At 40.2% G+C, this 13964-nt stretch carries 11 protein-coding genes; 7 read left to right on the top strand and 4 right to left on the bottom strand.

Annotated features, from left to right (window positions below; translation table 11 throughout):
* Positions 1-29: 29 nt before the first annotated feature.
* Entirely contained in the window at positions 30-2900 is a 2871-nt protein-coding gene (locus tag KP78_RS17260; RefSeq protein ID WP_052474919.1) for a DNA translocase FtsK, read from the top strand.
* 156 nt (positions 2901-3056) lie between these two features.
* Positions 3057-4367, top strand: a complete 1311-nt coding sequence (gene murC / locus KP78_RS17255; protein WP_041090827.1) for a UDP-N-acetylmuramate--L-alanine ligase — start codon at positions 3057-3059, stop codon at positions 4365-4367.
* A 42-nt stretch (positions 4368-4409) separates the two neighbouring features.
* Here the strand turns inward: murC and KP78_RS17250 are convergent, their stop codons facing one another.
* Positions 4410-5525 (bottom strand): aminopeptidase, encoded by a 1116-nt coding sequence (locus KP78_RS17250; RefSeq protein ID WP_041090826.1) that lies wholly within the window; start codon positions 5523-5525, stop codon positions 4410-4412.
* A 201-nt stretch (positions 5526-5726) separates the two neighbouring features.
* On the opposite strand from KP78_RS17250, the gene KP78_RS17245 reads away from it, so the two are divergent.
* The 3 genes from KP78_RS17245 (at position 5727) to ytxJ (ending at position 7132) form a co-directional block, all read left to right on the top strand.
* Positions 5727-6191 carry a DUF948 domain-containing protein gene (locus KP78_RS17245; RefSeq protein WP_041090825.1) on the top strand — a complete coding sequence of 155 codons (465 nt, stop codon included), beginning with the start codon at positions 5727-5729 and terminating at the stop codon, positions 6189-6191.
* A gap of 62 nt (positions 6192-6253) precedes the next feature.
* Positions 6254-6730 carry a YtxH domain-containing protein gene (locus KP78_RS17240; protein ID WP_041090823.1) on the top strand — a complete coding sequence of 159 codons (477 nt, stop codon included), beginning with the start codon at positions 6254-6256 and terminating at the stop codon, positions 6728-6730.
* A gap of 81 nt (positions 6731-6811) precedes the next feature.
* Positions 6812-7132, top strand: coding sequence for a bacillithiol system redox-active protein YtxJ (gene ytxJ / locus KP78_RS17235; RefSeq protein WP_106388594.1), 321 nt, complete (start codon positions 6812-6814; stop codon positions 7130-7132).
* A 70-nt stretch (positions 7133-7202) separates the two neighbouring features.
* On the opposite strand, the gene pilM is transcribed toward ytxJ, so the two are convergent.
* Positions 7203-9347, bottom strand: a complete 2145-nt coding sequence (pilM, locus tag KP78_RS17230; RefSeq protein ID WP_041090819.1) for a pilus assembly protein PilM — start codon at positions 9345-9347, stop codon at positions 7203-7205.
* A gap of 274 nt (positions 9348-9621) precedes the next feature.
* On the opposite strand from pilM, the gene KP78_RS17225 reads away from it, so the two are divergent.
* Complete coding sequence (locus KP78_RS17225) at positions 9622-10701, top strand: bifunctional 3-deoxy-7-phosphoheptulonate synthase/chorismate mutase (RefSeq protein ID WP_041090817.1); 1080 nt, start codon at positions 9622-9624, stop codon at positions 10699-10701.
* A 265-nt stretch (positions 10702-10966) separates the two neighbouring features.
* Positions 10967-11968 carry a catabolite control protein A gene (gene ccpA, locus KP78_RS17220; RefSeq protein WP_041090815.1) on the top strand — a complete coding sequence of 334 codons (1002 nt, stop codon included), beginning with the start codon at positions 10967-10969 and terminating at the stop codon, positions 11966-11968.
* Between the two features lie 172 nt (positions 11969-12140).
* Here the strand turns inward: ccpA and KP78_RS17215 are convergent, their stop codons facing one another.
* Both KP78_RS17215 and KP78_RS17210 read right to left on the bottom strand, forming a co-directional pair.
* A complete protein-coding gene (locus KP78_RS17215) occupies positions 12141-13304 on the bottom strand; it encodes an acetoin utilization protein AcuC (protein ID WP_041090943.1) in 1164 nt (387 codons plus the stop codon).
* Positions 13301-13948: an acetoin utilization AcuB family protein gene (locus tag KP78_RS17210; RefSeq protein ID WP_041090813.1), complete on the bottom strand. Its 648-nt coding sequence runs from the start codon at positions 13946-13948 to the stop codon at positions 13301-13303. Before KP78_RS17210 ends, KP78_RS17215 begins: the two co-directional genes overlap by 4 nt.
* Positions 13949-13964 lie beyond the last annotated feature (16 nt).

The raw sequence follows: 13964 nt of genomic DNA, 5'->3' as shown, positions 1-13964 counted from the left end.
AGAGGAACATACAGAAATGAGTGATTATAATGAGTTGGATTAAAAAAGCATTGGCTTTTTTAAAAACGGAAGATGAAACAAAAGATGAGCCTAAACCATTACAGCAAAAACCTGTACCCGTACATAGAAAAAGTGATTTGGATACGAAAATGATCTATCACTACCCTAAAGTAGAATTTCGATTTCCGCTAATTCCTGATGAACGACTAGATCAAGAGCAAGATCAAAAGGAAGATCCAAAGCCAAAGTATACAAAGGAACGGCAAGAAAGCACCAAGCCTAAAAATCATACGCATTCGAATGAAAGTCACACTAAAACAAAAGACAAACCGTCCTATAAACCACAGATGTCTAATCGTCCATTTACACCGACTGAGGTGCCATCGCCTATATACGGCTTTAACCGGCCAAAGCCAAATACAGTGGAAAATTCAGTAGATCGGATAGAAAAAGTTGAATATGAATTAACAAGCAATTCTACTAAAAAAGTATATACCCAATTTGGAGGAATTACCTCTCTCGTAAGTATAGATGAGCTTTCACATAAGCAGTCAGCAGAGCAAGAAACGGATCACCCGATTCAATTTAGCAAGGATAATGGAAATGTGACAGAGCAAGAAGCCGTTTCCGCTTATAATAATTTAACTATAACTAAAAATGATAAAGAAAGCTTTTTAGAGAACATTGCTTCTGATCAGGATCAATTAGCAGTAAAAATCGAACAGCCTGAAATTGAGCAAAAAATAAATGTGATTCGAATGAGCGAGTATGAAGGAAATACGACTGAGCAAATAGTATTGAAAGAAGAAGTCAATTCACTTGTTGAAGTTTCCTCTCTCTTAAAAAATGAATCTAAGAAAAAAGATCTCATGCAGGGTATTTCTGTTGGTGAGGATAAGGCAACTGAGAAGAAAACGGGTCAACCATCTATTTTACAGTCATTGAGTCAAAGTGATGTAATCAATGATCAACAAACGCTATCTCAGGATGAAGCCAACCAAGCTCCAGAAGTAATTTCGATTCGAACTCAAGAACTAGTCGAAGAAGAAACTTTATTACAAATCGTTCCATTCAAAGAGACTGAGTCAGAAGAAATGCCGATTGCAGTGGAGGGATTGATGTCTCCATCAACAGAAGTCGAACAATTTAGTGGAAAAATGGATGCTTCTGATGATTTACAGACAATACAAATTGACCAGAATAGTAATAGCGATCAAAATGATGAAGGTTTAATAGAGGAAATTGCAGAAGCGAGTATTAAAGAAGAGCAGCGAATAGAACCAGAACAAGTTGCCGAGCGAAAGCCAAGACAAATTCCGTTCAATGTGATGATGCTAAAGCAGGATCGTCGGAATTTGAAAAAAACTGACGTGTCTCCTAAGAGAGTAAATCAATCGGAACAAATCAAGGCATCTGTTTCCGACAGCATAGAGCCGCCTGCTGTAACACTCATTTCAGGGGAGGAAGAGCCTCCTTATTATGCTTTTCCATCTATGAACCTGTTGAACGCGCCGGTGCATGCAGAGCCTGATCATCACTGGTTGGAGGAACAGGCTGAACTGCTAAATGAAACATTGTTTCACTTTAACGTAAATGCAAAGGTGAAACATGTTACACAAGGGCCTTCTGTAACCCGTTTTGAGCTGTTGCCTGAAAAAGGTGTAAAGGTCAGTAAAATTACGAGCCTGACGGATGATATTAAGCTAAGTCTTGCTGCTCGTGATATTCGCATGGAGGCTCCTATTCCAGGTAAGAATGCCATTGGAATTGAGATCCCGAATCCGATGAGCCGTCCAGTTGGGATAAAGGAAATTTTGGATCATCCATCCTTTAAGGAGTCAACGGCTACATTACCGGTTGCACTTGGTCTTGATATTGAAGGAAACCCCGTGGTAACGGATATTGGCAAAATGCCTCACGGATTGATCGCTGGTGCCACAGGCTCGGGGAAAAGCGTTTGTATAAACTCAATACTGGTGAGTCTGCTTTATCATTCAACACCTGACGAATTAAGGCTGCTTCTAATCGATCCGAAGATGGTTGAGCTTGCTCCATATAATCATATTCCTCATCTTGTCAGTCCTGTAATAACAAATGTAAAGGCTGCGACCGCTGCATTAAAATGGGCGGTGGAGGAAATGGAAAGACGTTATCAGCTTTTTGCCCACGCGGGTGTTCGTGATATTGGACGCTACAATCAAAAAGCGACTGAAGCACGCCAATTTGCTCAAAAGCTGCCTTATCTGGTTATCGTAATCGATGAATTAGCAGATTTAATGATGATGTCACCGGCAGATGTGGAAGAAGCGATCTGCAGGATTGCTCAAAAAGCCCGTGCATGCGGTATTCATTTGCTTATTGCCACACAGCGTCCTTCCGTTGATGTGATCACGGGTCTCATCAAAGCGAATGTACCGACACGAGTGGCTTTTGCTGTGAGCTCCCAAGTGGATTCACGTACAATTATTGATACTTCTGGTGCCGATCGTTTATTAGGAAGAGGGGACATGCTATTTTTAGGAAATGGGGCTTCCAAGCCTGTTCGTCTTCAAGGAACCTTTGTGTCAGATGAGGAAATCGACGCAGTTGTTTCGCATGTCAGACAAGAACGAGAGGTCAAGTATCTTTTCCATCAGGAAGAGCTTTTGGCGAAGGTAGAACTTCAGGATGAGGAAGATGAGCTCCTCTTAGAAGCCTGTGAATTTGTTATGTCACAAGGTGGAGCATCTACCTCTTTGCTGCAGCGTAAATTTCGAATTGGCTACAACAGGGCGGCACGACTGATTGATATGATGGAACAGCAAGGGTGGATTTCAGAGGCAAAAGGAAGTAAACCAAGAGATGTTTTAATGACATCAGATGAATTACAATCCATGCAGGAGACAGGGACAAGCCTTTAAGCAGCACAAATGGCTCTGCCTTGAATTATTTCATTTTGTCCAAGTAAGATTTCATGATATAATCAAAAAATATTTGTGTACAAAAGATGTTCATTACACACTATCATCTGCCTATCATATAATGCAAACAGACAGAGAATCGTTGGAGGTTCAATTATGACAAGTTATCATTTTGTTGGAATTAAGGGTTCTGGTATGAGCTCTCTTGCACAGATCCTTCATGATATGAATTTTGAAGTACAAGGTTCAGACATAGAAAAGCGTTTTTTTACTCAAACCGCTCTTGAAGAGAGAGGAATAAAGATCTTACCCTTTGATCGAAATAATATTCGTCCGGGACTTACGATCATTGCCGGCAATGCGTTTCCTGATACACATGAAGAAATTGATGAGGCAATAAAACAAGGCCTCGAGGTAATACGATATCACAAATTTCTTGGTGCCTTCATGCAGCGCTATATTTCCATTGGGATTTCTGGTGCTCATGGAAAGACATCCACCACTGGGTTGCTTGCCCATGTTATGCAGGGTGGAGACCGTACATCCTATTTAATTGGGGACGGTACGGGTCAAGGTGTAGAAGGCAGTAAATATTTTGTTTTTGAGGCATGTGAATATCGCCGACATTTTCTGTCCTACTCTCCTGACTATGCAATTATGACAAACATTGATTTTGATCATCCAGATTATTTTACGGATATTGATGATGTTTTTTCTGCTTTTCAAGAAATGGCCATGCAGGTCAATAAAGGGATCATTGCATGCGGTGATGATGAACAGCTTCAAAAGATACAGGCAAAAGTGCCCGTATTATTTTATGGTTTTAATGAAGAGAACGATTTTCAAGCCCGCAATGTTGTGACAGGTACGGATGGAACAACATTTGATGTGCATGTACGCAATGAATATTATGCGACGTTTTCCATTCCAATGTTTGGCGATCATACAATTTTAAATTCATTGGCTGTTATTGCTCTTTGTCACTATGAAGGCTTTAGCACGGACATCATTCAGGCGCAGCTTAAGACCTTTACAGGCGTGAAAAGACGCTTTACAGAAAAAGTGGTGAGTAAGCAGGTATTAATTGATGATTATGCTCATCACCCGACAGAAATTAGAGCAACGCTTGATTCAGCTGCTAAGAAATATCCAAACCGGGAAATCGTGGCCATCTTTCAGCCGCATACATTTTCAAGGACACAAGCGTTTTTAGAAGAATTTGCAGATTGTTTGAAAATGGCTGATAAAGTGTATTTATGCGACATTTTCGGATCTGCTCGTGAGAATCACGGTAAGCTGTCGATTCGTGATCTGCAGGACAAAATTGATGGGGCAGAATTATTAAATCCTGAGGATCCATCAGCGCTTGCTCAGCATTCAAATGCAGTTCTTATCTTTATGGGTGCTGGAGATGTTCAAAAATTCCAGGAATCCTATGAGCAATGGCTATTGTTAAAAAGTGAATAAAATAAAAGAGGCAGCCTAGGTCTAGGCTGCCTCTTTTGATACTTATTTCAGATTTTCTGGATTTAGTACTTCAAGCTCTGACAACACAAAACGTCCATCTTTACGAATTAAAACGTCATCAAAGTAAATTTCTCCTCCGCCATACTCCGGACGCTGAATGCAGACCATATCCCAGTGAATAGTTGAATCATTTCCGTTTGATGCCTCTTCATAGCATTGGCCTGGCGTGAAGTGGAAGCTGCCATCAATCTTTTCATCGAAAAGTATATCCTGCATTGGATGCAGGATATAGGGGTTAACACCGATAGCGAATTCTCCTACATAACGTGCTCCTTCATCTGTATCAAATACACGATTTATTCGCTCTGTATCATTTGCGGCTGCATTGACAATTTTCCCATTTTCAAATGTCAGAGATACATGCTCAAAGGTAAAGCCCTGGTAGGGTGATGGCGTGTTGTATGTAATGGTGCCATTAACTGAATCACGTACTGGCGCAGTAAATACTTCTCCGTCAGGAATATTTTTATTTCCTGCACACTTAATGGACGGAATATCTTTGATTGAAAAGGATAAATCGGTGCCTTCTCCTACCAGTCTTACTTTATCTGTACGGTCCATCAGCGAGACGAGCGAATCCATCGCTTTGTCCATTTTTCCATAATCCAAGTTGCAGACATCAAAATAGAAGTCTTCAAAGGCTTCAGTACTCATTTTAGCGAGCTGAGCCATCGAAGAGGATGGGTAGCGCAATACACACCATTTTGTTTTTGGTACTCGAATATCACGATGCACCTTTTTACCGATTGTCGAACCATGAATATTCATTTTGTTTGCAGGGACGTCAGCATGTTCGTTTATGTTATCGCCAGCACGCAAACCGATATAAGCATCCATTTTACTCATTACCTGTGCTTCAAAATCAGCGATCAAGCTGAAATGATCTTCCGTAGCCCCAAGCAATAAAGCACGCTCTATCTGATGATCCTTTAACGAAACAAAAGGCTTACCTCCTGCATCATAAGCGGCTTTGACAAGAGCGTTCACAAGCTCGCGCTGCAAACCAAAGTTTTCAATTAAAACTTTTTCTCCCGGCTGCAGATCAACTGAGTAATTAATCAAGTTATATGCAAGCTTTTCAATTCGTGGATCTTTCATTAAAAAATCCCCTTTCATTTTGCATTATGTACCTTTTTTATTGTACATGATTTAAGTGAATTTATAAAAAACAATATTGAGATTATTCATTTTGAAATAAAGGAGTTTTCGTGTATCATATCGAAATATGAGGTTATGCGTTTAATAAGTATTTCTAAAGGGTAAATTCATTATATGAAATTATAGAAGGGAGTCGAGCTTATGGAAATTATTTTGTATATTAGTGCAGCTCTTGCAGCAATTGGATTTCTAATCCTGTGCATCAGTCTTGCAGCAACATTGAAATCATTGCGTACAACACTGGATAATGTTGCTGGAACGGTGGATGGTCTGCAAAAGCAACTGGACGGTGTTACGAAGGAGACAACAGATTTATTACATAAAACCAATAATCTTGCTGAAGATATTCAAGACAAGTCAGAAAAACTAAACTCTGTTGTTGATGCGGTTAAGGGTGTTGGAACAAATGTACAGCAGCTTAATCACTCAATTGGTAAAATCACTCATTCTATCAGCCGATCTGTTGAAAATAATGAAGAAAAAATTGCTCAAGTGGTGCAATGGAGTAATGTAGCCATGGAAATTCGTGATAAGTGGAAGGCGCGCAAAGCAAAGGAAACAACATCCTATCCAGAACCGCAGAGAGCGCTGCCTCCAGTGGAATAGTTGGGGAGTCTTTATATTAATAGAGAACAAAAAAATGTTTATAATATAGAGGAGGAAATGTAGTGGCTCAAATCGATAAGCAAGAAACAACGACAAGTACAAGGGATTTTGTTTTAGGAGCATTAATAGGAGGAGCGGTTGGTGCAGCAACTGCACTATTTTTAGCACCGAAATCAGGTAAAGAGTTTAGAGATGATCTAACTTTACAGGCAGAACTGCTGAAGGAACGCTCAGCAGAGTGGAAAGAGCAAGCAATTGATAAAAGTTCAGAGCTTGCGAATGCGGCAAAAGAAAAGACAGCTGTGTTGTCACAAACTGTTCAAGATCAGTCTTCTGGTCTTGTTGAAAAGGTTAAATCTATTAAAGGAGAGGCGGCGACTCCAGCACTAGAGGACGCGGTTGATCAAACTGCTGATACAGTTGAAAAAGCTACGGACATTGCGGCGGCTAAACTAAACGAGGTAGAAGAAGCCATTGATTCTACTGAGAAAACGATTAGCGAAAATGCGCCTAAAGAAGAACCAGTGACAAAAAACTAAATGATTGTCCTCAAAAAACGATGAAGGAATTTCTTCATCGTTTTTGAGAATATAAGAAAATTTTTTTACCAAAAAAGGAGAATAACAATGAAAAAAATTCATTCAATTGATCAATTTAAAGAGCTGGCATCTTCTGAGGAGTCTTTTTTCTTCTTGAAGCATAGTTTAACCTGTCCAATCAGTGCAGCAGCCTATCAAGAATTCGAAGGGTTTGTGAATAATGGGAATGCAAAGGGCTACTATTTGGCAGTACAGGATTCCCGTGAACTATCTAGCCATATTGCGGAAACATTTAATGTACGTCATGAGTCTCCACAAGCCTTCTTTATTCAAAATGGTAAGCCTGTATGGCATGCTTCTCACTCCAAAATTTCAGAAGAATCACTGCAATCTCAGCTATAAGATATGGATTTAAAATAAGACACCGGATTTTTTGTCTGCAGAGGCAGATTTAAGATCAGATGTCCTTTTTTTATTTTATATACAACTCCAGTTGATCGCCTGTTTGGATGGTCTCATTAAGAGAAGACTTTTCTCCGTTTTTCAAAATAATAATTTCCCCGGACTGCACATTGGGCAGCTCCCAATCAACAAACCTAAAAACGTCTTGAAAGGTGTAGGAATTTGTCTTATTTTGTACGCTGGTTAGTTCATCTTCAAAGTGGATTATACTGTCAATGGATAAGAGATCGTTGTTGCGCCGCAGTGAATATCTTGAATCCTCTAATTTTACTGTTTTATGGTTAAACGTAACCTCGGCTTTTAGATTGATATGTTTTTCTGTTTGCTCCAGCAGCATGGCTGCAGTTGGCACAACGCCTTGTTGGACCGTCAGGCGGTCACCATCTTTTAAAAGGGTAGTGAAATTTTCTATTTTTAAGCTTCGCCCATTTAATTTTACTTGTCCTGACCATTGAGGATAAAAGGTTCTTTTTCCATCTAGCTGAATCATAAATGGACGCAATTGCTGAAGATCGTTGATTAGGCTATATTTCTTGCAAAGATCATCTACCGTATATGAATGTTGTACTTCAATTGTATCACGATCACATATTTTCGCATCTGGAAAGGCAGGTTTTCCATTTTGAAGCAAGGATTTCGTTAACTGAACCGGCTCATCATTTATATAGACCGTTATTTGCAGCCCTTCTTCAATCATATCTTGAATGGCAACTGAAGAAGACTGCCCCTCTATACCTGGTATAATCGTTATGGTATCCCCTGGGAGGAGCGGATCGTCCAAAGTACAGACCGTATTGTTCTTTTGTAAAATGGGTGGCTCCCCATGCTTTCCAGGGATGGTCACCATTTTTCCGTTAATGGTGGTTATAATGGCTAAGCCAGGCCTGCCATAGAGTTTAGAAAGCTTTATACCAGCAGTTATAAGTGCATCGCCAACAGATAGGTTTTTCACGTCAAATAATTGAATGTCACGTTCATTCACCTTAGCGGTTACATAATTTACAGGAGATTGATCTGCAGCGATGGCAATGCCAATTGGTGTTACGAGCTCAGGACCTTGATGGATCGATTCATCAATCGTCATTTTTTGAATAGCATCAATTCCTCTAACGGCTACTCGGTTAGGTGGAAGCTCCAGTTCTTTTGCAAGCATTTCAGGCAATAAAGGCGTTTGACTGCCACCCCCTACCAGCATGATTGCTTTCGGAGGGCTTCCATTGTTTAAACGTAATATTTCCTCGGAAATGGAGGCAGCTAATTGCTGAACTGAAGGGGATAATACTTCTACTATTTCCTCCTGTGGAATTTCGGTTTCAATTCCAAGGATATCAGCAATTGTAATAACCGAGGAAAATTGAACGGCTCTTTTTGCCGTTTCTGCCTGATGAAAATCCAGCAAATAATGATCACTTAGGCATTCCGTTATTTCGTCGCCTGCAAAAGGAACCATACCATATGCGATAACGGTGCCATGATTGGTAATAGCAATATCAGAAGTGCCAGCTCCAATATCTACAAGGGCAACATTCAGGCGTCGCATGGAGGCAGGGATTAAGACATTTATAGCGGCTATCGGTTCTAACGTTAGGGCGCCCATTTCAAGTCCAGCCCGGTTAAGTGATGAGATAAGTGATTCTATAACGATTCTTGGAAGGAAGGTAGCGATGATCTCCACAGCTGCCACTTCACTTTGCTGATCTTCTAAACTGCCGATTGCTTGTCCATCAAGTGTATAACGAAGAACAGAATAACCGACACAGTGATAGTAATGACTTTTCTCATCGCTTTCTGCAGTGTCTGATTGAGCTTGCTGAACAGCACTTAGTTCCATATGAAGAATATCCTGCTTTGTGAGCTTTGGCCTCCCGGCTATGGGCAACTCGAAGCTTGCCTGCTGTGTTTTTAATGCTCTGCCCGCAGCAGCTACAGATACATACTTCAATTTTCCATGTTTTTTCTCCAGTTCAAGTTTTATCTTCGTAATTAGAGCGGCGACAGCCGGAACGTTATGAATTTGTCCATCCAGCATAGAGCGTTCAGTATGTTCACGCTGTATTAAATCTTCTACATGAAAATGATCTTCTTGTTTGGAAAGAATTAAACCAACAATGGATCGTGTACCAATGTCCAGCGCAAAAATTTTTTCATGATCCATAGAAATATTCACCGTCTTTCAATGTTTTAAGGCTTTAACGCTTAAAAGCGTTTAATAAATAAAGTTTTTTAGTGACATTTAGTTTATGTTCTATTATAATAATGAATAATCAATAAAATAGAAAATGAGTTAACCAGTTGAAGGGGATGATTAAATTCATTTCAACCGTTAATGGTATCATGGATTCTCTTATTCAAAATGTATCATACTTACGTTAAAAGTTGAATTCAATTACAGATGAATACGATTTCTGAAAAGGAAAGGAATGTTTTGAATGAGCAATGTGGAATTGGATCAGTTGAGAAAGCAAGTAGACGAGATGAACTTGCAGCTGCTTGATATTATTAATAAGCGTGCTGAGTTAGTTCAAGAGATTGGCCGAGTGAAGGAAAAACAAGGCGTTAATCGCTATGAGCCAGTTAGGGAAAGAGCGATGCTGGATTTATTGAAGGAACATAATAATGGACCTTTTCTCAATTCCACGATTGAGCATATTTTTAAAGAAGTCTTTAAAGCAGGACTTGAACTGCAAAAAGATGATCACCGTAAAGCACTGCTTGTATCGCGTAAGAAAAAGGCAGAAGATACAATTATCGAATTAAATGGTGAGAAGATTGGCAATAGTAAGCCACAATTCATTTTCGGGCCTTGTGCAGTTGAATCTTACGAGCAGGTTGCTGCAGTAGCTGAGCAGATTCAGGCAAAAGGATTAAAACTTATGCGTGGCGGAGCTTATAAGCCAAGAACCTCTCCTTATGATTTCCAAGGTCTTGGATTGGAGGGTCTTCAAATATTGAAACGAGTAGCGGATGAATACGGTCTTGCTGTTATTAGTGAAATCGTAAATCCCGCACATATTGAAGAAGCGGTTGATTACATCGATGTGATTCAAATTGGTGCACGTAATATGCAGAACTTTGAATTATTAAAAGCAGCTGGGTCTGCTAATAAGCCAGTTCTTTTAAAAAGAGGATTAGCTGCAACGATTGATGAGTTTATCAATGCAGCAGAATACATTATGGCACAAGGAAACGGTCAAATTATCTTATGTGAGCGGGGAATTCGTACGTACGAAAGAGCTACACGTAACACACTTGATATCTCAGCTGTTCCGATCCTTAAGCAGGAAACGCATTTGCCTGTATTCGTTGATGTCACACACTCAACAGGCCGCAGAGACCTATTGCTTCCAACAGCAAAAGCTGCACTAGCAATCGGTGCTGATGGTGTTATGGCAGAGGTACATCCGGATCCTGCCGTTGCTTTGTCTGATTCAGCACAGCAAATGGACTTCCAGCAATTTGATGCATTTTACGATGCGATTCAGGGATTCCTGAATGTTCACGCGAAATAATTAAGCACTTAATATAGAGCTTCTCGGGTCTTTCGCTGTTGCTTTTTGACAGTGAAAAGAATCCGGGAAGCTTTTTTAGTCAGGAAAAAAGAAACTTTTGTGTGGATCCTGATGAAAACGTTGAAAGCAGTAGAACACTAGCGTATGATTATGTACATATGTGAGCAAAACATTCAAAAGTGGACAATGATTTTCTTTTTAGAATGAACATGTTAGTGTAAAATGAAAATAAATGAAAACAAGAATGACTGAAGGAGTGTCAGCGTTGAATATCACAATTTATGACGTGGCCAGAGAAGCGAATGTATCCATGGCAACGGTTTCTCGTGTAGTGAACGGAAACCCAAATGTAAAACCAGCTACCAGAAAAAAGGTGCTCGAGGTAATCGAACGATTAGGTTATCGACCAAATGCCGTGGCAAGAGGGCTAGCAAGTAAAAAAACAACTACTGTTGGCGTTGTAATCCCTGATATTTCAAATATCTTTTTTGCTGAATTAGCACGTGGAATTGAAGATATCGCTACAATGTACAAATATAATATTATTTTAAGTAACTCTGATCAAAATGAGGAAAAGGAACTTCATTTACTTAACACAATGCTTGGTAAACAAGTAGATGGAATTGTTTTTATGGGCGGGAATATTAACGAAACACTCGTAACTGAATTTAAACGATCTCCTGTACCGATTGTTATTGCAGGGTCAGTGGAGGAGACAAATCAAACTCCTTCAGTTAACATCAACTATTTTCAGGCCTCAGTTGATGCGGTGAACTGTTTAATTGAAAAAGGTCACAAGGATATCGCTTTTGTTAGCGGTCCGTTCCATGATACTATTAACCGTACGTTAAAGCTTGAGGGATACAGAGAGGCGCTAAAGCAGGCTGGTATCGATTACAGAGAAGAATTGGTGATCGAAGGGGATTACACATATGATAGCGGTCTTGAAGCATGGTCACGTCTTAGTGAGCTGGCTTCTAAGCCAACAGCTGTATTTGTAGGAAACGATGAAATGTCATTGGGAGTTGTACACGGTGCGCTAGATCAAGGCTTGGCACTGCCTGAAGAATTGGAAGTGATCAGCTTTGACAGCACAAAGCTTGCGCTTATGGTTCGTCCACAGCTGACAGCAGTTGTTCAGCCTTTATACGATATAGGCGCAGTTGCTATGCGTCTCTTGACAAAGCTCATGAATAAAGAATCGATTGATGATCAAACGGTCGTCCTTCCGCATCGCATTGAGGAAAGACAGTCTACAAAAAAATAATAATTTGACTTTGTTAAATGTGTCTGTTGATTGCAGCACACCCGCTCCAATCAATGCAGTGCAATAATCAACAATGGACTTTAACATAGCTAAAAACAGGAGTGAACCCTTAATTTAAAAGGATTCACTCTTTTTTTATATAGATGATGAAAATCAGAATTAAAGAAACGCCTTACTTTTTATTCTTTGAAAGAATAGGATAAAGTGCTTTTTCAAGCGTCTGCCTATTTTTTTCTGTAATATCTTTTTTTCTCGGTATTTTTTCATATAGCGCAGCAGGGTCATCCCATGTTTCAATAAGCGGAACAGGTGATTCCGGCTGCCAACGCTCAAGCCATTCCTTAGGCAGCTTAAGATCTGTTAGCTGAAAATTAGTCATTTCCATCCAAATATGCGACCATGCTCTTGGTACAACTCTCCATATATCATAGCCTCCACCCCCGACAGCGATCCAGCGGCCTTCACAATATTCATGGGCCAATTTGTGGGCAAGCTTTGGAATCTCCCTGTATATATTGATGGTAGAGGATAAATGAGTTAATGGATCCAGGCAATGAGCGTCAGCGCCATTTTGTGTCAAGATCACGTCGGGCTTAAAAAAAGCAATGACTTCACGTAAAGACAGTTCGTACGCTTCGAGAAAAGATTCATCCTCTGTAAATGCATCTAAGGGAATATTAAAGGAAAACCCGTATCCTTTTCCATGGCCACGTTCATTGACTGCCCCTGTCCCGGGAAATAGGTATCGGCCGGTCTCATGGATAGAGAGTGTACATACATCTGGATCGTCGTAAAAGGACCACTGGACACCGTCTCCATGGTGAGCGTCTGTGTCGACATACAATACTTTTCCCCCGTATTTTTCCTGGATATATTTGATGGCTACAGAGCTGTCATTATAGATGCAGAAGCCAGAAGCTTTCCCTCGAAAGCCGTGATGTAAACCACCACCAAGGTTTACAGCATGTTTTGCCTTTCCGGACATCACCCAATCCACTGCAGTTAATGTACCGCCAACTAAACGTGCACTCGCTTCATGCATTCCTTTAAAAATCGGTGTATCTTCAGTGCCGAGTCCGTAGCTTTCTGCTTTACTTTGAGAAAGAGTTCCTGATCCAGCTTGTTTCACCGCGTTTATATAGGCGGGATCATGAACAAGCTGAAGCTCCTCATCTGTAGCAATGCGAGGTGGAATGATATCCTCGTATGTAACCGCATTCATTTTTGTTAATAAATCCACTGTTAATTGCAAACGTTTTTGATTAAACGGATGATCGTTAGAAAATCGATAGTTTAATAGTTCTTCTGAAAAAATAAATACTGCTTCTTTTGTCATAACTGATGTGTTGGCAAATTCGGCCATAGGACATCATGCCCTTCCTCACGTAAGTCTCGAATCACAGTCATCGGGTTCATGGTTTGGACGCGGAATACTAGAATTTTATAACGATCATCTTTTTTATAAGGATACACGAGAACACTGTGAATATTTGAGTGATTTTTTCGAATAATCCCTGCCACCTCATAAAGCATGCCAGCACGGTTAGGTACCTTTACTTCAATCTGTGATCCTGGCTGTCTAACTCCAGTAAGCTGTGTCAGTGTGTAAAGCAGGTCGGTTTCAGTAATCATGCCAATCAGCTTATCGTTACTGACAATGGGAAGACAGCCGATTCGATGGTCCATAAAGAGTACTGCCACCTCTTCTACAAAGTCTAATGGATGTCCCGTAATAACAGGGGTTTTCATTATGTCTTTTAGTTTTGTTGTAAATAATTTTGCAGATGGCTGAGTTTGAAAAGGGGAGGGGGAAACTTCTTTAATATCTCGATCTGTAATAATTCCTACCACTTTTCGTTTAGCATCGACGATGGGGATGTGTCTGATGCGATGCACTCTCATCGTTTCGATTGAATCAGCAAGTGTAGCTTCAGGCAATAAGGTATGAACGTCAGTCTTCATCATTTCTTCTATGATCATGAAAGTACCTCCCGCA

The organism is Jeotgalibacillus soli, assembly GCF_000829435.1.
GTDB lineage: Bacteria > Bacillota > Bacilli > Bacillales > Jeotgalibacillaceae > Jeotgalibacillus > Jeotgalibacillus soli.
Note: the sequence above shows the minus strand (reverse complement) of the source record. Positions and strands in the feature narration are given on the sequence as shown.